The 22,417-nt window shown below is 40.0% G+C and carries 22 protein-coding genes and 1 pseudogene; 7 read left to right on the forward strand and 16 right to left on the reverse strand.

Annotated elements, in window-relative coordinates; genetic code table 11:
* A partial coding sequence (locus ACERCG_RS08455) for a hypothetical protein (protein WP_373611596.1) occupies window positions 1-550 on the reverse strand: 550 nt, incomplete at its 3' end.
* A gap of 195 nt (window positions 551-745) precedes the next feature.
* On the opposite strand from ACERCG_RS08455, the gene selD reads away from it, so the two are divergent.
* The 5 genes from selD (at window position 746) to ACERCG_RS08480 (ending at window position 5,985) form a co-directional block, all read left to right on the forward strand.
* Complete coding sequence (gene selD, locus ACERCG_RS08460) at window positions 746-1,786, forward strand: selenide, water dikinase SelD (protein ID WP_373611597.1); 1,041 nt, start codon at window positions 746-748, stop codon at window positions 1,784-1,786.
* A complete protein-coding gene (locus tag ACERCG_RS08465) occupies window positions 1,786-2,259 on the forward strand; it encodes an NUDIX hydrolase (RefSeq protein ID WP_373611598.1) in 474 nt (157 codons plus the stop codon). Before selD ends, ACERCG_RS08465 begins: the two co-directional genes overlap by 1 nt.
* Window position 2,260: 1 nt before the next feature.
* On the forward strand, window positions 2,261-3,457 hold the full coding sequence (gene ubiH, locus ACERCG_RS08470; RefSeq protein ID WP_373611599.1) for a 2-octaprenyl-6-methoxyphenyl hydroxylase: 1,197 nt from the start codon (window positions 2,261-2,263) through the stop codon (window positions 3,455-3,457).
* Window positions 3,458-3,718: 261 nt separating this feature from the next.
* The gene (locus ACERCG_RS08475; protein WP_373611600.1) at window positions 3,719-4,942 is read left to right on the forward strand and encodes a uracil-xanthine permease family protein; all 1,224 of its coding nucleotides are present in this window, start codon (window positions 3,719-3,721) and stop codon (window positions 4,940-4,942) included.
* A gap of 56 nt (window positions 4,943-4,998) precedes the next feature.
* On the forward strand, window positions 4,999-5,985 hold the full coding sequence (locus tag ACERCG_RS08480) for a dihydroorotate dehydrogenase (RefSeq protein WP_373611601.1): 987 nt from the start codon (window positions 4,999-5,001) through the stop codon (window positions 5,983-5,985).
* 42 nt (window positions 5,986-6,027) lie between these two features.
* Here the strand turns inward: ACERCG_RS08480 and ACERCG_RS08485 are convergent, their stop codons facing one another.
* From ACERCG_RS08485 to lexA, 7 genes are all read right to left on the reverse strand, one after another.
* Window positions 6,028-6,438 (reverse strand): DUF2251 domain-containing protein, encoded by a 411-nt coding sequence (locus ACERCG_RS08485; RefSeq protein ID WP_373611602.1) that lies wholly within the window; start codon window positions 6,436-6,438, stop codon window positions 6,028-6,030.
* Window positions 6,439-6,501: 63 nt separating this feature from the next.
* Complete coding sequence (gene eno / locus ACERCG_RS08490) at window positions 6,502-7,812, reverse strand: phosphopyruvate hydratase (RefSeq protein ID WP_006253064.1); 1,311 nt, start codon at window positions 7,810-7,812, stop codon at window positions 6,502-6,504.
* 180 nt (window positions 7,813-7,992) lie between these two features.
* On the reverse strand, window positions 7,993-9,171 hold the full coding sequence (gene rlmC, locus ACERCG_RS08495) for a 23S rRNA (uracil(747)-C(5))-methyltransferase RlmC (RefSeq protein WP_373611603.1): 1,179 nt from the start codon (window positions 9,169-9,171) through the stop codon (window positions 7,993-7,995).
* A complete protein-coding gene (gene nagZ / locus ACERCG_RS08500; protein ID WP_373611605.1) occupies window positions 9,164-10,201 on the reverse strand; it encodes a beta-N-acetylhexosaminidase in 1,038 nt (345 codons plus the stop codon). The genes rlmC and nagZ overlap by 8 nt, the downstream gene beginning before the upstream one ends.
* A gap of 175 nt (window positions 10,202-10,376) precedes the next feature.
* Window positions 10,377-11,108: a TerC family protein gene (locus tag ACERCG_RS08505; RefSeq protein WP_373611606.1), complete on the reverse strand. Its 732-nt coding sequence runs from the start codon at window positions 11,106-11,108 to the stop codon at window positions 10,377-10,379.
* An 83-nt stretch (window positions 11,109-11,191) separates the two neighbouring features.
* Window positions 11,192-11,881 carry a DNA mismatch repair endonuclease MutH gene (gene mutH, locus ACERCG_RS08510; protein WP_373611607.1) on the reverse strand — a complete coding sequence of 230 codons (690 nt, stop codon included), beginning with the start codon at window positions 11,879-11,881 and terminating at the stop codon, window positions 11,192-11,194.
* 118 nt (window positions 11,882-11,999) lie between these two features.
* A complete protein-coding gene (gene lexA / locus ACERCG_RS08515; protein ID WP_373611608.1) occupies window positions 12,000-12,635 on the reverse strand; it encodes a transcriptional repressor LexA in 636 nt (211 codons plus the stop codon).
* A 165-nt stretch (window positions 12,636-12,800) separates the two neighbouring features.
* Between lexA and plsB the strand changes: the two genes are divergently transcribed.
* Complete coding sequence (gene plsB / locus ACERCG_RS08520) at window positions 12,801-15,239, forward strand: glycerol-3-phosphate 1-O-acyltransferase PlsB (protein ID WP_373611609.1); 2,439 nt, start codon at window positions 12,801-12,803, stop codon at window positions 15,237-15,239.
* Window positions 15,240-15,325: 86 nt separating this feature from the next.
* On the opposite strand, the gene ACERCG_RS08525 is transcribed toward plsB, so the two are convergent.
* Window positions 15,326-15,889, reverse strand: a complete 564-nt coding sequence (locus ACERCG_RS08525; RefSeq protein ID WP_373611610.1) for an acetate uptake transporter — start codon at window positions 15,887-15,889, stop codon at window positions 15,326-15,328.
* 324 nt (window positions 15,890-16,213) lie between these two features.
* On the opposite strand from ACERCG_RS08525, the gene purT reads away from it, so the two are divergent.
* Window positions 16,214-17,395, forward strand: a complete 1,182-nt coding sequence (gene purT, locus ACERCG_RS08530; protein WP_373611612.1) for a formate-dependent phosphoribosylglycinamide formyltransferase — start codon at window positions 16,214-16,216, stop codon at window positions 17,393-17,395.
* Window positions 17,396-17,431: 36 nt separating this feature from the next.
* On the opposite strand, the gene ACERCG_RS08535 is transcribed toward purT, so the two are convergent.
* The 7 genes and pseudogenes from ACERCG_RS08535 to ACERCG_RS08565 form a co-directional block, all read right to left on the reverse strand.
* Window positions 17,432-17,707 (reverse strand): hypothetical protein, encoded by a 276-nt coding sequence (locus ACERCG_RS08535; protein ID WP_373611613.1) that lies wholly within the window; start codon window positions 17,705-17,707, stop codon window positions 17,432-17,434.
* Between the two features lie 125 nt (window positions 17,708-17,832).
* Window positions 17,833-18,186, reverse strand: a complete 354-nt coding sequence (gene rplT, locus ACERCG_RS08540; protein ID WP_005596075.1) for a 50S ribosomal protein L20 — start codon at window positions 18,184-18,186, stop codon at window positions 17,833-17,835.
* A gap of 98 nt (window positions 18,187-18,284) precedes the next feature.
* Complete coding sequence (gene rpmI / locus ACERCG_RS08545; RefSeq protein ID WP_005596065.1) at window positions 18,285-18,482, reverse strand: 50S ribosomal protein L35; 198 nt, start codon at window positions 18,480-18,482, stop codon at window positions 18,285-18,287.
* Between the two features lie 238 nt (window positions 18,483-18,720).
* The gene (gene infC, locus ACERCG_RS08550; protein WP_373611636.1) at window positions 18,721-19,254 is read right to left on the reverse strand and encodes a translation initiation factor IF-3; all 534 of its coding nucleotides are present in this window, start codon (window positions 19,252-19,254) and stop codon (window positions 18,721-18,723) included.
* A 170-nt stretch (window positions 19,255-19,424) separates the two neighbouring features.
* Complete coding sequence (gene recQ, locus ACERCG_RS08555) at window positions 19,425-21,224, reverse strand: DNA helicase RecQ (protein ID WP_373611615.1); 1,800 nt, start codon at window positions 21,222-21,224, stop codon at window positions 19,425-19,427.
* 48 nt (window positions 21,225-21,272) lie between these two features.
* Window positions 21,273-21,578 (reverse strand): iron donor protein CyaY, encoded by a 306-nt coding sequence (cyaY, locus tag ACERCG_RS08560; RefSeq protein ID WP_373611616.1) that lies wholly within the window; start codon window positions 21,576-21,578, stop codon window positions 21,273-21,275.
* 143 nt (window positions 21,579-21,721) lie between these two features.
* Window positions 21,722-22,352: pseudogene (locus ACERCG_RS08565) on the reverse strand (glycosyltransferase family 25 protein).
* Window positions 22,353-22,417: the final 65 nt, after the last annotated feature.

Here is a 22,417-nt window from a genome sequence, read left to right on the forward strand (position 1 = left end):
GATTTTCCTGAGTAGGATTTTCCTGAGTAGGGTTTTCCTGAGTAGGATTTCTCTGTGTAGTATTACCCACAGGGGAAGCTACCGTAGGTAAAGAGTCTAGCGGTTTATTCGTGTTTACATTGGTTGTTTGGTAAGAAGTAGAATCCTGATCCATTATATGCCAGCCTAATAAACCGACACCAGATAATGCCCCTAACGCCAATAATTTGGTAGCAAAAGTAGTGCTATATGCACCATAGCCGCTACTTACTAATTGGGGAACTAAAACACCGGAAGCGGAAGCAGGAATATTCGCAGGATCAATGGTTACACTATAAATGATCCAATCTGCTTTTTCAGCAGCACCGACTTCTTCGGTTGGAACGTTTTCTGCATCTTCAACAGCTGCTTGAGCTTCTTTTTCATTGTATGGAATTGCTTTCACTTCCCAATTTACAACGGTTTCTTCTAAAACGGCTTTCTTTTGTATATTCTCAATATCAGAATTTGCTTTAGTATTATTAACTTTTTTAACATTTTGGGGCGACTTAGGTGTAACGACCTGTTTCATATAATTTACCTTTAAACGAAATTTGTGATTGTGCCTTGATAAAATCTCAGCAAAAAATTTTGCTAATAGTACCAATTCCCCGCCTTTATAGCTAGGTTAAGAATTGTAAGGAAATAAATATTTGTAAAAAGTTTTGTAAATTCCACCGCTTGTTGGCGTACAATAGGCATAATTTTAATTTACGATGGAGGCAGAATGTCTGAACCGATAAAACTTACGCAGTTCAGCCACGGGGCGGGTTGAGGCTGTAAAATTTCGCCTAAGGTGTTAGGGACAATTTTACAAACTCAATTAGAGAAATTTGTCGATCCGAATTTGCTGGTTGGAAACGAAACGGCAGATGATGCGGCGGTGTATGATTTGGGCAATGGTCAGGCGATTATCAGCACCACAGATTTCTTTATGCCGATTGTTGATGATCCGTTTGATTTCGGGCGGATCGCTGCTGCCAATGCAATTAGCGATATTTTCGCGATGGGCGGCAAGCCGATTATGGCAATTGCCATTCTTGGTTTCCCTGTCAATAAATTACCTGCGGAAGTGGCTCAACAGATTGTAGAGGGCGGTCGTTTTGCTTGCCAACAAGCAGGAATTGCGTTGGCGGGCGGGCATTCTATTGACTCACCAGAGCCGATTTTTGGTTTAGCCGTAACAGGCATTGCGCCGACAGAACGAGTAAAACGTAATGCCTCTGCAACGGCTGGCTGTGAACTATTTTTAACCAAACCGCTTGGTATTGGCATTTTAACTACCGCAGAGAAGAAAGGCTTACTGAAACCTGAACATCAAAACCTGGCGAGTGAAACAATGTGCCAAATCAATTTGATAGGAGCGGAATTGGCAGAACTCCCAGAAGTAATGGCAATGACCGATGTAACAGGTTTTGGGTTGTTAGGGCATTTAAGCGAAGTTTGTCAAGGCTCTGGTGTGCGTGCAGAAGTGCATTTTGCTGATATTCAAACCTTAGAGGGGACAAAAGAGTATATTGCGTTAGGAGCAGTCCCGGGTGGTACAAATCGTAATTTTGATAGTTACGGACATTTGATTTCCGCAATGACGGACGAGCAAAAAGCGATCTTGTGTGATCCGCAAACATCGGGCGGATTGCTTGTTGCGGTATTGCCACAAGCGGTCGAAAAAATCCAACAAATTGCAAATCGGGCAGGTGTGCCACTATTCCACGTTGGCAAATTGCTTGAAAAAGAAGATGGAAAGCCACTTATTGAGGTAGTTTGATGTTTAAACCAAATGTAACAATGGCGTGCGTGGTGCATTGTAAAGGTAAGTTTTTGTTTGTGGAAGAAATTGAATATGGCAAGCGAACCCTTAACCAACCGGCAGGGCATTTAGAAGCAAATGAAACCTTGCAGGAAGGAGCAAGCCGTGAATTGTTTGAAGAAACAGGTATTCGGGCGGAAATGGCAAGCCTTGTGAAAATTTATCAGTGGCAAGCCCCTCGCTCGAAAACGGATTATCTGCGTTTCTTGTTAGCGGTTGAGCTTGATGATTGGCTTGAGCCAAATCCACAAGATGCCGATATTACCCAAGCCCTTTGGCTCACTTTAGCCGAATTTGAAGACTACATTCAGCAACCAGGGCAATGTGCCAGAAGTCCGTTGGTGATTCAATCGGTCAAAGATTATTTAAGCGGCGAGCGTTATCCGTTAAGTATTCTCAATGCGTTTGATTGGGCGAAAAATGGAAAATAAAATGGCAACTGAATTTGATGTCGTAATTGTGGGCGGGGCACTAACTGGCTCGGTGCTGGCATTAGCCTTAAGTAGTTTTACCCAGCATAAAATCTCCATTGCGATTGTAGAGAAATCTGCACCAAACTACGCACAGCAAGGTGGTTTTGATGCGAGAAGTATTGCCCTTGCTCAAGGCAGTTTGCAAAAAATGAGAAAAATCACACCGCTTGTAGGCGATGATTTAGGGGTTGAAATCAGCAAAATTGCTACGCCGATTAAGCAAATTCAAGTGGCGGATAAAGGGCATTTTGGTAAAACAACGTTGAAAGCAAGCGAGCAGAATATCTCTCAGCTTGGGGTTGTGGTTGAACTTGCAAAATTAGGTAAAAAATTGACCGCTTGTATCGAACAGCAGCCGAATATTCAGCTTTTTTGCCCAAATGAAGTTGAGGTAATTAAACGCTCACAACAAGGTTGTGAACTCATGCTAAAAAATGACGAGCAGTTGAGCTGTTCCTTACTTGTGGCAGCAGATGGCATTCAATCCAATATTGCGAAACAGTGTGGTGTGGAAATGGTGCAGGTTCAAGATTATGAGCAGTCGGCCATTATTGCCAATGTAGAATTGAGTGAATGGCACCAAAACCAAGCCTTTGAGTATTTTACCGAACAAGGGCCTTTTGCCTTATTGCCATTAAACGGCAATATGATGTCGCTGGTATGGTGTGTGAAAAATGCTGATGAATTAATGCAACTGTCGGATAACGAATTTTTAAGCCGATTACAACATCAATTCGGTTGGAAGTTAGGGCAGTTTTTGCGTGTGAGCAAGCGGTTTGTTTATCCGCTAATTTCTCAAAAAGCAGAAAGTCATATTCATCATAGATTAGCGATTGTTGGCAATGCCGCACAAATGCTACACCCTGTTGCAGGGCAAGGCTTTAACTTAGGCTTGCGTGATTTGCATACGTTGGCGGAACGAGTAGCTGAAGCTTTCAATCAAGGCAACGATATTGGCGAATTTTCATTGTTGGCGGCGTTTGAACAAGAACGAAAGCAAGATCAAGAACGGATCATCAATGCCACAAGCGGTCTAATTTCTATCTTTTCTTGCGAAATGTTGCCAGTTCAGGTTATGCGGAATTTGGGGTTATTCGCTGTTTCACATTCAAAAACAGCGAGGGATTTTGTCGCTAACCGAGCATTAGGCTGGTAAAAGTATAAAATCCTAAATTTTCTGTTTGACATTGGTGCAAGAACACTATATTATTCTGCCCGTTTAAAAATTAAACCTAAGCCTTGAATGAAAATTCAAGGCTTTTCTATTAGTGGAAGCCCTAGAAATTTTATTTGCCGTCAAATCGGCAAAAAAATTTTACCTAAAATTCGCAAACGTTTGCGAAATCATTTTGTAGCAGTCGCTTTCATTTGAGTAACGGCAAGAGTTACATCGTAATCACACAAAGAGAGTAAAAAAATGACCACAGAAAATATTAGTACGCCAAAACAGGCGTTTATTGGGCTACAAATGCTATTTGTTGCATTTGGGGCGTTGGTACTAGTTCCGCTAATTACCGGTTTAGATCCTAATGTTGCCCTTCTTACCGCCGGTGTCGGTACGCTAATTTTCCAAGTTTGCACTAAACGTCAAATTCCTGTTTTCCTCGCATCTTCTTTCGCCTTTATCGCTCCAATCCAATTTGGTGTTCAACAATGGGGTATTCCTGTCACAATGGGGGCATTACTCTGTTCAGGGTTCATCTATATGGCATTATCAGCTTTGGTTAAAGCAAAAGGTGTTGAAATCTTACATCGCTATTTCCCACCGATTGTTATTGGTCCAGTGATTATGGTAATCGGCTTGGGTCTTGCTCCTGTGGCGGTAGATATGGCAACAGGTAAATCAGCAAATATTGCATATAATACTGCTATTGTGGTTTCAATGACGACATTGGTAACAACACTTATTGTAGCTGTTTTTGCGAAAGGTTTATTAAAATTAGTGCCAATTTTGGCCGGTTTAACAGTTGGCTACCTCTTATCTATTTTTATGGGATTAATTGATTTCACGAAAGTAATTGAAGCTCCTTGGTTTAGCTTACCAAATGTTTCTGCCCCTGAATTCCAATTAGACGCTATTCTTTACTTGCTCCCAATCGCTCTTGCTCCTGCCGTTGAACACTTAGGCGATGTAATGGCAATCAGCCAAGTAGCAGGTAAAGATTTTATGAAAAAACCGGGTTTACACCGCACGCTTCTTGGTGATGGTTTAGCAACCTCAGCAGCAGCGGCATTAGGTGGCCCACCAAATACTACTTACTCAGAAGTAACGGGGGCGGTAATGCTCACTAAAAACTTCAACCCGAAAATTATGACTTGGGCAGCGGTGTGGGCAATCGGCTTCTCATTCTGCGGTAAAATCGGCGCATTCTTATCGACTATCCCAACCTTTGTGATGGGCGGTATTATGATGTTACTCTTCGGTGCCGTTGCTGTGGTAGGTATCAACACCTTAATCAAAGCTAAAGTGGATTTAAGCATTCCTCGCAACCTTTGTATCGCTTCTGTGGTAATGACATTCGGTATCGGTGGTATGTTAATCAACATCGGCGAATTTTCATTGAAAGGGATCAGCTTGTGTGCTTTAGTTGCCATTTTATTAAACATTGTATTACCAAAAGAAAAAAACGCAACTCACTAATCGGAAAGGACGCTAATGCGTCCTTTTTACTAAAAATCATAAATAAGGAATAATCTATGCAAAAATTAATATTCAACCCACCGCTTCTTAATACCCCTTGTCCTTGGTGTTCAGAATTAGAAAACTTGCGTGAGCTTTATGCCTGTGAATACACGGGGGCGGTAACCACTCGTACCTCAATGCCACAACCTTACCCGCACGATTGGGCGAAGAATCAATATGTGCTGTTTGATTCAACCGCTCAGAAAACCGCAAGCGTAAATACGCAAGATGCAAGTAGCTTACAAACAGCGAGCTTAAATACCATTGGCTTAAGTCCGAATAATTTAGATACCACCATTAGCTTCGTGCGTACGATTTCAAATGAACTTGCTGCACCGTCAAGCAAACCATTTATCATTTCTGTATTTGGCTCGCCTGAAGAAGTGGGGAAGTGTTATGAGAAAATTGTCACATTCCAAGCTGAAGTGAAAATGCCGTTAGCGATGGAAATTAATATCTCTTGCCCAAATATCCCGGGAGAGATTTCACCGGCATATTCTGCTGAGGAGTTATCTCACTATTTACACGCTTTACAAACTGCATTGAAAAAGCTCAATCAAGGAGAGAATGCATTAGCAATCGGCATTAAAACTCCACCTTTTACCTATCAAAATCAGTATGATGAGTTGATTAAAGGGCTATTACAAGCGGTCGAAAATGGCAAAAATTTACCAATCGCCTTTATTACTTCAACCAATACGCTTGGCTCATCACTTGTGTTACAAAATGGCAAAGCGGTATTAAATTCAGAGCTGGGAACAGGCGTTGGTGGTATGGCAGGTACGGCAATTCACGCCCTTTCGCTGGGGAATGTTTACACGCTTCGCCAAATGTTAGATCAAGAGCCTAAACTTAAACATCTTCAAATCATTGGGGTTGGTGGCGTAAATGACAAAGCGGGTTTCGACCGTATGAAATCGGTAGGAGCGGATTTTGTTGGCTTAGCCACAGCACTAGGCGTAAAAGGGATTGGAGTATTTAAAGAGATCCTTGAAAAATAATACAGATAAATAAGGGCAAGTTTTAAATTTGCCCTTATTTATTTAACCCAACCATTTCTCCACCAATTCATTGGTGGTTTCTTTATGTACCCACATACTTCCAAGCTCTGGCTGTGGGTATTTAGTGCGGTTATAGCCAACAAATTGGTGGAAATCAAATACGGCGTGTGGATAGCCGTTAATCAATAAAAAGGCTTGGTAGCCATCTTCACTCCAACAAATTTCTAATCGGCGAGGCTCGTGTAGCGAGTTCTGTTCAATATCACTTACGCTAAAGACAAACAAACTATCTACTACAGGTTGCTCGCTTTGGTGTAAATCCATTGCATAGAAATAGCCCGTTTCGCCATCAATTTCAAACATCACGACTAAATGTTCGTGCTGAGTGGAGTGAGCACCATTACGATAAGATTCGTTTAGTAAAATGTGGTCGGTTAAAACAGAGTAGAGCATTACATTATCCTTATAAGCAAAATGCCACCGATTTCTCAGTGGCATTTGAAGTTTAATCAGCAATTATGCTTGACCTTTAATCTCTTTACGACCATTGAAAGGAGCAGGTGTGCCAGCACGCTCTAATGCTTCTTCGATACGGATTAATTGGTTGTATTTCGCAACACGGTCTGAACGGCTCATAGAACCAGTTTTGATTTGACCTGCTGCTGTACCTACTGCTAAATCTGCAATGGTTGCATCTTCGGTTTCGCCGCTGCGGTGAGAGATAACCGCTGTGTAACCTGCGTCTTTAGCCATTTTGATTGCTGCTAAAGTTTCAGTCAATGAACCAATTTGGTTGAATTTGATTAAGATAGAGTTTGCGATACCGTTTTCGATACCACGAGCTAAGATCTTAGTATTAGTAACGAATAAATCGTCACCTACTAATTGAACTTTGTCGCCTAATACTTTAGTTTGGTATGCGAAACCTTCCCAGTCTGACTCATCTTGACCATCTTCGATAGACACGATTGGGTACTCTTTGCATAAACCTTCTAAGTAGTGAGTGAATTCTTGTGAAGTGAAAGTTTTACCTTCGCCTTTCATATCGTACACATTACGTTCTTTGTCGTAGAATTCTGAAGATGCACAGTCCATCGCTAAAGTAACATCTTTACCTAACTCATAACCTGCTTTTTCAACCGCTTCTTTGATACACGCTAAAGCGTCTGCGTTTGACGCAAGATTTGGTGCGAAACCACCTTCATCACCAACTGCAGTGTTTAAACCTTTCGCTTTTAATACTTTCGCAAGATTGTGGAACACTTCTGCACCAATACGTAATGCTTCTTTTAAGGTTTTTGCACCAACTGGTTGAATCATAAATTCTTGAATATCAACGTTGTTGTCTGCGTGTTCACCACCGTTGATGATATTCATCATTGGTAATGGCATTGAGTAAACGCCCGGCGTGCCGTTTAATTCTGCAATGTATGCGTAAAGTGGTAAACCTTTTGATGCTGCTGCTGCTTTAGCTGTTGCTAAAGAAACGGCTAAGATTGCGTTTGCACCGAATTTAGATTTGTTTTCTGTACCATCTAAATCGATCATAATTTGGTCGATTTCAGCTTGTGCTGTACCTTCTTTGCCTTCTAATGCTTTAGCAATTTCGTTGTTTACTGCAGAAACCGCTTTTAATACACCTTTACCTAAGAAACGTGATTTATCACCATCGCGTAACTCTAATGCTTCACGAGAACCTGTAGAAGCACCTGATGGAGCAGCTGCTAAACCTACAAAGCCACCTTCTAAGTGAACTTCTGCTTCTACTGTTGGGTTACCACGAGAGTCGATAATTTCACGACCGATTACTTTAACAATTTTAGCCATTGTTGAGTTCCTCTAATTTGAGAGTTAATAGAAAAAAAGAAATAGGTATATAGTAAAGCGATTCCTGCTTTATATTTTCAAAGAGTAATCACAGATTACTTCTGTGAACAAAAGACTATATTCGGTTGGCGATTATAACAACATTTGCAAAAAACGGCAAAAATTTGCCCGCTTGTATGCTTATTTTTTGATTAAAAACGTCAATGTTTCATAATGTGAAGTATGGGGGAACATATCAAACAACTGTACTTTTCTAAGCTCATAATTGGTTAAGGCTTCAAAATCTTTCGCCATAGATTGAGCATTGCAGCTTGAATAAATAAGATAAGGCGAACCCAATTCATTTAAAAATTCAGCTAATGGTTTGCCAATGCCTCTGCGAGGCGGATTGACAATTACTAAATCAGGCGTTGAGCCTGCTTCATTTAACGCAAATTGAGCGGAATCGAGTGAAGCAAATGTTACTTTCTCTAAACCTAATTTTTCCGCTGATTTTGTTGCACTGGCAATGGCAGAAGCGGAAATTTCAATGCCTGTTAATTCCACATCAACCCCTTTATCTTGTAATGCTTTAGCACAATGCAATCCAAAACCGCCTACACCACAGAAGAGATCCCAGCATTTTTGGATTGGTAAGTGTTCAATCCATTGTTGAGCGGTCAAGTAAAGCTGGCTTGCAACAACAGGGTTAGTTTGGAAAAAGCCTTGCGGACGAATAAATAACGGTATGCTGTTAAAATGCTCTTCAATCACGTTATGTTCGGTGAGAAAAATCTCGGTTTCGCCCTCTAATACAGCGGCGTGTTGTGGCTGAATATTCAGACTAACTACCGAATTTTGGGGTAGCTTTTCCAGTAACTTAGGTAACTCTCTTTCCACCAACGCTCGTTTTGCTTCACTTCTTACTACAAAGCGAACCATAAGTGATTGATTAAATTGGCTTTCGGTAATCAGAATATATTTCAGCTCGCCTTTTTTCTTAGCGATGTTATAAGGCACTAAGCCTGCTCTCCCGATAAAATCTTTAAGAATTGGAAATAAGTGATAAAACGAAGTGGGGTAGAGCGGGCAGTCGGTTAAATCTACGCCACTTTGCGGATCGTTTTGATCTTTTAAAATGCCTAGAATTGGACGTTCCACACTACCTGATACCACCATTTTAGCTTTGTTGCGAAAATGAGAAATAGGGGAGCTTACAAGCGGTAAGATTTCCGTTTTATTTTGCAAAATAAACTGCAAAATCAACCGCTTGAGATCGGATTCTTTATCTGCTAGTTGGTTTTGATAAGGCGTTGCAAGCCATTGGCAAGAGGTGCAATCGCCACGCTCAAAATGTACACAGTTTAGCTGATTAGGCATTGGCTTCTTTCCACTCTAACCAGTTATTTTGAAGAGCAGTTAGCTCTGCTTGAGCCTGTTGATAACGTGTGCTGTTTTCTAACTCACGCCAAGTTACCGTTCTGCGTTTCATTAATGATAAATGACGCTCTTTTTGAGCTTGGTTTGGCTGATATTTCAAGCCATCTAATACTTGAACAACGCCCTCTGGCTCGTTGCAGAGTAGCAGTAAATCGCAACCTGCTTGAATGGCTTTTTCTGAACGCTCAACAAAGTCGCCCATAAAACCAGCCCCTTTCATTCCTAAATCATCAGAGAAAATCATGCCGTTAAAATTGAGTTGTTTGCGTAACACCTCTTTGAGCCAGTAAGCCGAACCGCTGGCAGGCTGGCTATCGCATTGAGTGTAAACAACGTGAGCAGGCATAATGGCGGAGAGCTTGCCTTTGCTAATTAGCTGTTTAAATGGCTGAATATCGTGGTTAAAAATAATTTCTTTTGCTCTGTCATCAAAAGGGGTTTCTAAATGTGAATCGGCTAAAACGTGTCCGTGTCCGGGAAAATGTTTACCTGTGGTTGCCATTCCCACCTCAAGCATACCGTCAATAAAGGCTTCGGCAATCGGCAAAATAGTGTTTGGATCTTGCCCGAATGAACGATCGCCAATCGCTTTACACTCGTGCCCTAAATCTAAAACAGGAGCAAAGCTTAAATCAATGTCTAAGGCAAACATTTCAGCTGCCATCAACCAGCCTGTTTCTTTCGCTAATTGTTTTGCTTGCTCTGGTGTTTGAGCCAGTTGATTAAAAGATTGCATTGCAGGTAATTTGGTAAAACCTTCACGGAAACGTTGCACTCGCCCACCTTCTTGATCAACGGTGATCAATAATGGCTTTTTCACACGTTGGCGAATATCTTTCACGAGAGCTTGAACTTGTTCTTTATCATAAAAATTACGAGTGAAGAGAATTAAGCCAGAAACCAGAGGGTGTTCTAGCATTTCCACTTCTTCTTGAGTGAGTTCTTTGTCTTTAATATCAATAAGTAACATAAAATTCTAATTGTAGGGGCGGGTCCTGTGCCCGCCCAATATATAAAAAGGTAGATTGCGGACAGGCACAGGACCTGTCCCTACCATAATTTTGAATATGGTAAATTAAATGTGAAGAATATTGTACATTAAAAAGCCCCTGATTTTCATCAAGGGCTAACGAATTGCGAAGTAATTAAATTTGTTGTACTTTCATTTGATTACGACGCATTTTGATATTAAGCATTTCAACCAACACAGAGAAGCCCATTGCAGTATAAACAGCGGCTTTAGGAATATGCACATCAAAGGCTTCGCCAACCAACAGCACACCAATTAAAATTAAAAACGCTAAAGCAAGGTTTTTAATTGTTGGGTTGTTATCCACAAAATCACCAATCGTTTTTGCTGCCATCATCATTACAGCCACAGCAATCATAATGGCGATCACCATGACAGGAATATCGTTTGCTATTGCGACAGCGGTAATTACTGAATCGAGAGAGAATACCACATCAAAAATTGCAATTTGGGTAAGAATCATCATAAAACTTGCTTTTTTCACGGAGTTTGACTCTTCTTTATGTGAATCGGCAGCAATAGATTCTTTTAATTCCATTGAACTTTTTACAATCAGGAATAATCCGCCTAACAAGAGAATTAAATCCCTACCGGAAATCGCATTTCCTGCTATATGGAAAAGCGGATTTACCAATTTCATCATCCACGCAAGTGAAAGAAGGAGGAGAATACGCGTTCCCATTGCAAGCGCTAAACCAATAATACGAGCAGATTGACGTTGTTCAATTGGTAGGCGGGAAACTAAAATACTGATAACAATGATGTTATCAATACCGAGTACAATTTCAAGCCCGGTTAGCGTAACAAGTGCTATCCAAGCTTCAGGATTGGTAATCCAATCAAACATAAGAATATCCTTTTAAAAATAGTGGATTAATGGGTTTTAACTATCAGATAGAGGACAGGAGCATATAGATAATGAGTATAAATTTAAATAGGGGAATGTAAAAAGTTTTGTAAAATTTCCGCTGTGAATTGTTTTCGTAAATAAAAACCTAAAGGCAGTGATTGAACGCGTTCGCCATCAGCATTAATAGCAACGGTTACAGAGCGATTATTTCTTCCTTTGGGTCTAAGTTGTAACACTTCGCCGTGCTTGGCATTGATTTCGTGGAGCTTGCCTAACACAATCATTTCCATCAACTCTTCCCAATCACGTTTTAATTGGCATTCTTGTTCAGCGGTAGGCGACCATAAAATCGCTTGCCCAATATGGCGTTGATAAAGTGGAATTGTACGTTCACCCTCAATGGGGATCCATAACACCCGAGAGAGTTTATGTTTAACGTGGGAGCTTTCCCAAGTAATGCCATTGTTTTGAGTAAGTGGAGCAAGACACACAAAAGTGGTTTCGAGTGGCAAACCTTTTTGATTAATAGGAATCGTTTTAAGCTCAATGCCTAAATGGGCAAAATCTTGCTCTGCTTTACTGCCTGCTTTTGCTCCGAGTGCGGTTTCAATCAGTGTTCCTACCCAGCCTTTATCTCGTTTTAAATCAGGTGGAACGGGAATCTTCAACATTTCCGCAATTTCACCTAAGGTAAAACCTGCCAGCCATTGTGCTTTGGCAAGCAGTGCTTGTTCAGTGTGAGGAAAGCTGGCAAGGGAGTAATCACTCATAGAGAATTTAATAGACAAGCGGTCATTTTTTAATGATTTTTTGCAATTAGCATTATTTTGTAATTAGCATTATGGGATAGGGCGAAAAATATTTCGCCTCTATTTCACCTCTATAATATTACATCCACGCATTACTGCGAATAACGCCAACGGCAATTCCTTCAATCTCAATATATTCTTGGCTTGGATTAACAATAATTGGCTTTAATTCATCATTTTCAGGGTGCAAATAAATTAATTCGCCCTTTTTCTCTAAACGTTTTACCGTTACTTCATCATTCACACGGGCAACAACAACTTGACCGTTACGGGCTGTGTTTGTCTTATGAACCGCCAATAAATCGCCATCTAAAATGCCGATTTTCTCCATTGAATTACCATTTACTTTGAGCAAATAATCAGCAGTTGGATTAAACATCGCCCCATTAACAGGATAATGATTTTCAACGTGTTCAATCGCTAGAATTGGCGTGCCTGCCGCTACTTTACCGATTAATGGTAAGCCTTCATCTTCATCATTGGCGGCCTCGTTTTCGTCTTCCACTAAAATACGAATACCACGAGAAGTACCTGAAAGCATTTCAATATAACCTTTACGGGCTAAGGCTTTTAGATGTTCCTCTGCGGCATTAGGCGATTTAAAACCGATTTCTCGTGCAATTTCTACACGAGTGGGAGGCATACCCGTGGTTTCAATATGTTTTTTTACAAAATCAAAAATTTCTTGCTGACGAGCCGTTAAATGTTTACGCATTTGGGGTGAACCTCACTGTCTTTATATACAGAAAATATTGATAGTATATACAGTATTTTTTGTTTTGTAACTAATAATTTCACAAAATTATAGAAAAAACTATGGTAGAATGATTGTAAATCAGAGGTTAGACCTCCAAAAATAACAATTCTAAAGGGTATTGATATGTCTGGCTTATTAAATTTCTATCGTGCTTTTCTCAATTTACCACTTTCACTTTTGGTAAAATCCCGTGCGATTCCCACTGATCCTGTAAACGAATTAGATTTGAACTTAGATCAGCCTATCGTTTATGTATTGCCTTATACTTCGCAAACCGATTTACTGATTTTGCAAAAAAACTGTTTGGCATTAAATTTGCCTAATCCATTGCAAGATAATGTGATTGATGGGCATTCTTTACCTCGCTTCGTCTTTTTAGATGAAGGCAGGCGCTTTTTTAAATCAAAAGGGGCAAAAAGTGAAACTGAGTCAATTTTTTATCGCTATTTAGACTTGCATAGTGAAAAAGCGGAGCTAGATGTTCAGCTTGTGCCTGTTTCGGTGTTATGGGGGCGAGCTCCAGGCAAAGAAAATGCTCATCATTTACAAGTTTTAACCTCATTCCAACGTTTTATGTCAATGGTTTGGTTTGGGCGAGATAATTTTGTCCGCTTCTCTCCGGCAGTATCGCTACGTTATATGGTCACTGAACACGGTACAGATGAAAAAATTGCGCAAAAAATTGCTCGTGTGGCAAAAATGCACTTTGCGAAATTGCGCTATTCTGCGATGGGCCCCCGTTTGCCCAATCGTGATGCGATGTTTAATAAAATTCTCAATTCAGAGGTTATTCAAGCCGCTATTGCTGAAGAAGCGAAAAAGTCATCTCCTGAAAAAGCACGCAAAGAAGCAGAAAAAATCATTAATGAAATTGCGGCTGATGTAAAACACGAGAGTTTACGGGTTGCAGATCGTGTATTAAGTTGGCTTTGGAATAAGTTATATCAAGGCATTAATGTGCAAAATGCAGATCGTGTTCGTAAGCTCGCCTTAGAAGGACACGAAATTGTCTATGTGCCGTGCCATCGTAGCCATATGGATTATTTGCTTTTATCTTATCTGCTTTACCATCACGGTGTTGTGCCACCGCATATTGCAGCGGGGATTAACCTGAATTTCTGGCCTGCAGGTCCGATTTTCCGTAGTTGGGGAGCATTTTTCATTCGTCGTACTTTTAAAGGCAACCGCTTATATTCGACGATTTTCCGTGAATATTTGGCGGAGTTATTCTATCGTGGTTATTCTGTGGAGTATTTTATTGAGGGCGGACGCTCTCGTACAGGGCGTTTGTTAGAGCCTAAAACAGGTATGATGTCGATGACGTTACAAGCTCTTCAACGTGGCTTAAATCGTCCACTAAGTATTGTGCCAGTATATATTGGCTATGAACACGTTCTTGAGGTAGATACTTATGCCAAAGAGTTGCGGGGGGCTGCTAAAGAGAAAGAAAATGCAGGGCTTGTGCTAAGAGTGCTTAAAAAGCTGAAAAATTTAGGTCAAGGTTATGTGAATTTCGGCGAGCCAATTCAGGTAAACAATTACCTAAACCAATACTTCTCTGAATGGAAAGAGCAATCGGGCGATACTCGCCCTAAATGGTTGAATGAGGCGGTAGATCAAATTTCTCATCAGGTAATGGTAAACATCAATAAGGCCGCGGCGGTAAATGCGAAGAATTTAGTCGGCTCGGCATTACTGGCTTCACGTCAGCGAGCGTTATCTCGTGAGCAGCTTATCGAACAGCTTGAAAGTTACGTTCAATTATTCCGCACGGTGCCTTATTCTAAAGATATGACAATGCCCGAAGAAAGTGCGGAAGAAATGCTCAATCACGTTATCCAATTACCTCGCTCTGGTGTAATGATCGAAAAAGATAATTTTGGCGAGCTAATTCGTTTAGAGCGTGAATCAGCAGTATTAATGACTTACTATCGCAATAATGTGCAGCATTTATTTGTGCTGCCTTCGTTAGTGGCAAGCATTGTGTTGCACCACGAGGCGATTTCAAAAGATTTGGTTATTCAATCGGTTAATCGAATTTATCCATTCTTGCAAGCAGAGTTATTCTTGCACTTTAAGCAAAAAGAAATAGCAGAACAGGTTGATGCGATCATTAATGAATTTGCTCGTCAAGGTGTCATTAAAAATGAAAGTGACATGCTGATGATTAGCCGCCCGCATATTCGTACATTGCAACTTCATTCGGCTGGCGTGCGTGAGATTTTACAGCGTTACTACATCAGTTTAAGTTTATTGCTTGAACAACCAGATATTAGCCGTGTTGCATTGGAGAAAGAGAGTAGTTCGGTGGCGCAGCGTTTGTCGGTATTGCACGGCATTAATGCCCCAGAGTTTTTTGACAAAGCTATTTTCTCAACATTTACCAATAGTTTGAAAGAGCAGGGCTACTTTGATAGTAGTGATAATTTAATTATCGAAAAAGTACAAGAAGCCGAAGCATTGTTAAGAAGTTTGATTTCTATTGAAGTGCAGCAAACTATTCAAGGTGCAATGGCAAAAGTTGAAAAAACAGAAAATGAAAAAGTAGAAAAAGAAAGCTAACAAGCGGTTGTTTTTATCAACTATTTTGCAAATTAAAAGGCTGAATGTTGATTACATTCAGCCTTTTGACTATTGTTTAAGTGAAATTATTTAGGCTCGCCGATTGGTAAAAGCGTTCTGCCAAAACTTTCATTAATAATATCTGCTGCGGCTAAATAGAATGCACAGAATGCCGTAATTAAGCCAAAGTTACCGCCGATATTAGTAATAGTGCTGTTGTGAGTAAAATCGCCAGCCGCTAATAAATAGAAAGTAATAGTTAAGAAGAAGAAAATTGCCTGTAATGCACGAGCTTTTGTCAATGTGCCGATGAACATCATTAAGGTAAATGTTCCCCAAGCCATCAAGTACCAACCGATAAATTCAGGCGATACAGTTGATGCAAAGAATACTTTAAATAACGCAAAAGACCACCAGAACGCGCCGTAGCTAGTAAATGCAGTAAAACCAAAAGTATTACCTTTAGCAAATTCAAACATACCTGCAATCATTTGAGCTGTGCCGCCAAATGCAAATCCCATCGCTAATACTAAGCCAACATTATCGCCGCTAAATGTACCGTTATTAATTAGACTTAATAAAAAAGTCGTTAGTGCAAAACCGCATAAACCGAGTGGAGCCGGGTTAGTTCCTAAATTTGGAGCTGACATTGAAAACCTCTATTGTATTGTTACGCCACAAAAGCTGTGGCAATGTTTTTATTTACTTCTAAGGAAGAAGCTATTTCCCTAAATTTTAGGGCGATAAAGTATAGCGATTTTGCATTAAATTGACTAGGGATTTTCTGGCAGCAAGCGATTATTTTCACTCGCTCCTTCAGAGCAGTTGGAAAAGCCAACGTTTAAACGCAAGCATTTGTTATAAAAATTTTGAATAATTTTAGCTAAGTTATTAGCAGCTATTTCTATTTATTTAGAGCGGTTTAAAGTATAATTCATCAAAGAAAACGTTTGCTTTTTGGTTTTGGAGGAAGTATGACTACAATTGGAACGCCGTTAAGAAAGAGTGCAACTAAGGTTATGATGTTAGGGTCGGGCGAGTTAGGTAAAGAGGTTGTGATTGAGCTACAGCGTTTAGGGGTAGAAGTTATAGCAGTTGATCGCTACGAAAACGCACCTGCTCAACAAGTTGCTCATCGAGCTTATACTATTTCTATGCTAGATGGTAAAGCATTGAGAGAGTTGGTTGAAAGAGAAAAGCCAGATTTTATTGTGCCTGAAGTTGAAGCAATTGCAACTGATATACTCGTTGAATTAGAAAATGAAGGCTACAATGTTGTGCCAACAGCAAAAGCGACTAAATTAGCAATGAACCGTGAAGGCATTCGCCGCTTAGCAGCAGAGGAATTAGGACTGAAAACCTCACCTTACCGTTTTGTTGATGATTATATACAATTCCAACAAGCCATTCGTGAGATAGGCATTCCTTGTGTGGTTAAGCCAATTATGTCCTCTTCAGGGCACGGGCAATCGGTTATCAAATCAGAAACTGATATCCAAAGAGCCTGGGAATATTCACAAGAGGGCGGGCGTGCCAGTGGCGGTAGAGTGATTGTAGAAGGTTTTATCCAGTTTGATTATGAAATTACGCAACTTACCGTTCGCCATATTAATGGCACTTCATTTTTAGCCCCTATCGGTCATATTCAAATTGATGGCGATTATCGTGAATCTTGGCAACCACAACAGATGTCTGAAATTGCCTTGAGAAAAGCTCAAGAAGCAGCAGGAAAAATTACCTCGGCATTAGGTGGCAGAGGTATTTTCGGTGTAGAGCTTTTTGTATGCGGCGATGAGATTATTTTTAATGAAGTATCGCCACGTCCGCACGATACAGGAATGGTAACAATGGCATCACAAGAGCTTTCACAATTTGCCTTACACGCTCGAGCGATTTTAGGCTTACCTATTCCTGAAATTTATACTATTAGCCCGGCAGCCTCTAAAGCCATTGCTGTTGAAAGCAAATCTGATAATGTTCGCTTTGGAAATTTAGACAAAGTGCTGGAAGAAATAGGCACTCAGCTTCGCTTATTTGGTAAAGGGGAAGTGAACGGACGCCGCCGTTTAGGCGTGGTTTTAGCCCGTGATGAGAATACGGATAAAGCATTGGAAAAAGTACGTCGAGCTTATGATAAGTTAGAGATCAGCTTATAACGATAAGGGCTATTCAAATAGCCCCTTCTTTTGAAATTACCAATATCGATGACGCCAGCCGTGATGATAACCCACACCAATGCTTGGATAAATCACAGGGCGAATAGGCGAAGCCGTGCTTTTTGAGCGTCTATCGCTTTGGTTCAATGCCTCATTGTCTGGTTGAGCGTTTTTATCAACCGTTTGTTTGGTTAATATACGTTGCTGATAATCGTGAACGGCCTGCATATCCATTGGCACAGTGCTTTGCTGAACAGGCGTAGAGCAAGCAGTAATCGCAACAGATGAAACCAATAGTATTAGTTTTTTCATATCGTAATCCTTTTGTAAAATTATTCCCTTTTTTGACCGCTTGTTTGCAATTTAATTCTGAGCAATCCCAAAATTTACCTATAAAAAAGGACGCCTGTTGGCGTCCTAATCTCTATTCTTTAAAATTAAAGAGCAGATTTTGCTTTTTCAACTAAAGCTGCGAAAGCAACTTTATCGAATACAGCGATGTCAGCTAAAATCTTACGATCGATTTCAACAGAAGCTTTTTTCAAGCCGTTGATGAATTTGCTGTAAGATAAACCGTTTTGACGTGCTGCAGCATTGATACGAGCAATCCATAATTGACGGAATTGACGTTTACGCTGACGACGGTCACGGTAAGCATATTGACCAGCTTTAATTACAGCTTGGAACGCAACGCGATAAACACGTGAACGCGCACCATAATAACCTTTAGCAGCCTTAAGAACTTTCTTATGGCGTGCTCTTGCAATAACACCACGTTTTACACGAGCCATTATTTAATCTCCTAAATTGTCTATTTTGATTTGATGGACGAATTATCGCCCCTAAGAATTACTATTCGTACGTTTGTGTTTTTAACGCAGCCTTAGGCTTATGCGTATGGTAAACACGCTACTACTAAAACTTGGTCTGCTTTCGCTACCATTGATTTGTGACGTAAGTGACGTTTACGTTTAGTGGTTTTCTTAGTCAAAATGTGACGTAAGTGAGATTGTTTACGTTTGAAACCGCCAGAAGCTGTTTTTTTGAAACGCTTAGCAGCACCACGTACAGTTTTAATTTTAGGCATTGTTAAAAAACTCCGCATTGTTTTTGGTTAAATATTGGTAATAGGCGGATTTCTCATTCTAAGGGCAAATTGTAATTTGCCCCTACGATAATCACTTGTGAGCACTTATTACCGTCCTATGCAATTTGCATTGCAATCTAAAAAACCAGCTCAGGCTGCTGAGTGTGCCTGTCTGCTTCTGTTTCTCTCACGAAAAACGAGCGAATTCTACAGAATAAGCTCGCTTTTTGCAAGTGAATTATTTTTTCTTCGGTGCGATTACCATTACAACTTGGCGACCTTCCAATTTTCCCGGTGCAGATTCAACCGCTGCAATTTCAGCCGTATCCGCTTTAACACGCTCTAAAACGTCCATACCGATTTCTTGGTGAGCCATTTCACGTCCACGGAAGCGAATAGTAATTTTTACTTTGTCGCCATCTTCTAAGAAGCGGATAATGCTACGTAATTTAACTTGGTAGTCACCTTCATCTGTACCTGGGCGGAATTTGATTTCCTTCACTTGTACGACTTTTTGCTTTTTCTTTTGCTCTTTTGCCGCTTTTTCTTTTTCGTAGATGAACTTACCGTAGTTCATAATGCGACAAACAGGTGGCTCAGCATTTGGGCTGATTTCCACTAAATCTAATTCAGCTTCTTCAGCACGGTTTAATGCGTCTTGAAGCGATAAGATACCAACTTGTTCGCCATTTTCATCAGTTAAGCGAACTTCCTTCACACCACGGATTTCTTCATTAAGACGGTGGGCGCGATTTGTTTGAACACGTTTTATAGGTTTAATAGCCTTATTCCTTCTAGTAGTAAATTTTTGGTTAAATAAGACCGCTTGTAAGCGGTTAAATATTTTTATAGTGTCTGTTTTCGTTGTATAAAAAACAGATAAACGTGCGGATTTTATAGGATTTTCAATGCTTATGCAATAATAAACCCGTATTTCGCTCCCTATTTTCGGTTATTTTGATGTTCTTTGATTAATGTCATAAATGCTTGGCCAAATCGTTCAAATTTTCGCTCGCCCACACCGTTAATTTCGAGCATTTCTACTTTTGAAGTTGGCAAGAACTCCGCCATTTCCTGTAGTGTTGCATCATTGAAGACGATATAAGGTGGAATATTTTCCTTATCGGCAATCTGTTTACGAAGAAAGCGGAGGCGAGCGAAGAGATCTTTATCATAACGCTGGCTGGCTTGTCTTTGTACAAATGCCGTGGCTGAAATCCCCAAGCGTGGCAATGCGAGCTGTAGCGGTTTCTCGCCACGCAAAAAAGGCCTTGCACTTTCGGTTAATTGAAGAGCTGAATGATTAGCAATATTTTGATAAATTAAGCCTAAATGAATGAGTTGCCTTACCACATTTTGCCAATAGTGCTGGCTCTGTTCTTTCCCAATACCGTAAACCGAAAGTTGGTCGTGATTATGTTCACGAATTTTCAAATTATTCATTCCACGCAGCACAGCAATAATATGGTGCTGACCGAAAATTTGCCCTGTACGGTAAATGACCGACATCACTTTTTGGGCATCAAGTAAGCCATCATATTTTTGCGGCGGATCTAAGCAAATATCACAGTTTTTGCAGTCTTCTTGCTTATGTTCGCCAAAGTAATTGAGCAAGACTAAACGGCGACAAGTTTGCGATTCTGCGAATTCGCCGATAGCCTGTAATTTATGCTGTTTAATATCTCTTTGTTCGCTTTCGGGTTCTTCTAAAAGGATTTTTTGTAGCCAGCCATAATCGCTCGGATCGTAGAAAAGCACCGCTTCGGATGGGAGATCATCACGCCCAGCTCGTCCTGTTTCTTGGTAGTAAGATTCGATAGAGCGAGGCAAATCAAAATGCACCACAAAACGCACGTTAGATTTATTAATTCCCATACCGAAAGCAATGGTTGCGACTACAATTTGAATATCATCTCGCTGAAACGCATTTTGTACAAATTCTCGCTGTTCAATGCTCATTCCCGCGTGATAGCCCAACACACTAACATTTCTCGAAGCCAATTTTTCGGTGATTTCTTCCACTTTTTTTCGGCTATTGCAATAAATAATGCCACTTTTGCCTTGCTGTTTATTGATGAATTTCAGCAACTGTTCAAGCGGTTTAAATTTTTCTTGTACCGTGTAGCGAATATTCGGGCGATCGAAACTGCCTAAATAGATATGAGGATCATTTAAGCGTAAATGGTGAAGAATATCGGCTCGTGTAGTTGGATCGGCTGTGGCGGTTAGTGCTATTAACGGTACATTGGGGAAAGTGTTCCGTAATCCGCCTAGTAAGGTGTATTCAGGGCGAAAATCGTGTCCCCATTGGGAAACGCAATGGGCTTCATCAACCGCAATAAAACTGATTTTGCAGAGCGAGATAAAGTGAAAAAAGCCTTGTGTCATCACTTTTTCTGGTGAAAGATAAAGCAATTTCAATTTACCCGATAAGGCTTTTTGCTCAACAAACTGTTGTTCTTCGAGTGTTTGGGTAGAGTTGAGATAAGCCGCTTCAATACCATTGGTAATGAGTTGATCCACTTGGTCTTTCATTAACGAAATTAGTGGAGAAATAACAAGGGTTATTCCATCTAAACAGAGAGCAGGCACTTGATAACAAAGAGATTTTCCACCGCCTGTTGTCATAATTACAAGGCAATCACGATTTCCCAATACGGCATTGATTACTTCTTCTTGCCCGTCTCGGAATTTTTGATAGCCAAAAACATTATTTAAAACAGAAAGTGCGGTGGTGTTCATTATTTTTATATGTAGGGAAGCAGTGTGTGCGTCCGCAAGCGGTTTATTTTAGAAAGAAATAGTTTCGCCGTGACGAGCAAAGGCTTCTTCTAAATGTTGCCAAAAGGTGCGACCTTCATCTGTAACCCATTCGCCATCAATGTTTTTGAAATGAATGCCACCAAGTTTACTGGCAAGCCACAGTTCTAACATCGCTTCTTGCTTGTTGATGATGATTTGTGATTCGCCATCAAAGGTTAAAGTGCAAACTGCACCTTGAATTTCTGTATCTACCGATAAACCTTCGTCATCGATTTTTTCTTCAATTTGTTGCCAAACTTGTTCTACTGCTTGGTGAAATTGTGCTGTATTCATTTTTTTCCTCTTTATTTACTCGAATGTTGAATTTTTTCCAAATAGCTTAAGTCTGAGCCTAGCAATAGAGCGTTTAATTTCTTTGAGTAATCTAATAAAAATATTGTTTTTTCTTTTAGATTGTTTTCTACGCTCATCACGCTCTACTGACATAATACCGAGAGTATGTTCTGTTGGGTATAAAGTATACAATCTTGGATACATACAGCAGGTTGCATTTGCCAAATTGTATAGTTTTTGTCTGTGAGATAATGTTTGAATATTAAATTATCGATTTCAATTGAAGTAATCCCTTTGACTTTATTAGTTAGAAAAGTAATACCTTTTCGGGTCAAAATATATCCTCCAGTACCAGGATTAACTGTTTTGAGGATATAAAATTTTCTTTCAAGATATTCTTTTTCTGGAAAGAGGGATAGATTTAAACGCCTTAATCCTCTTTCAATTTTTACTATATCAACTTTATCATTAATATATGTATTATTAAGTAGTTTATTAGCGTTTTTCCCTAAATAAATATCATCTTCAAAAATACAAATGTAGTCTAAATCCTTCTCTTTAGCTAAATGCCATATGGCTTAAGGCACAAGATATTTCACCTTTTGTCAAAGAACTATTGTAAATATTAATTCCTAATTGTGATGCTTGTCTTTCCATTGAGTCAGGAGTAATTGCATCAAAAAATTCAAAAGGGATATGTTGTTTACCAAATTCAGATTCAATATGTTTTCTGCGATCTTCTGCAGAAGTAAGACTAATCACATAATTATTCATAATCGATATCTTATAATTTACAAATGGTTAACTTATTTATAATTTTTTAATTTCTATATGTCCAT

It is taken from the genome of Mannheimia sp. E30BD (assembly GCF_041807785.1).
GTDB lineage: Bacteria > Pseudomonadota > Gammaproteobacteria > Enterobacterales > Pasteurellaceae > Mannheimia.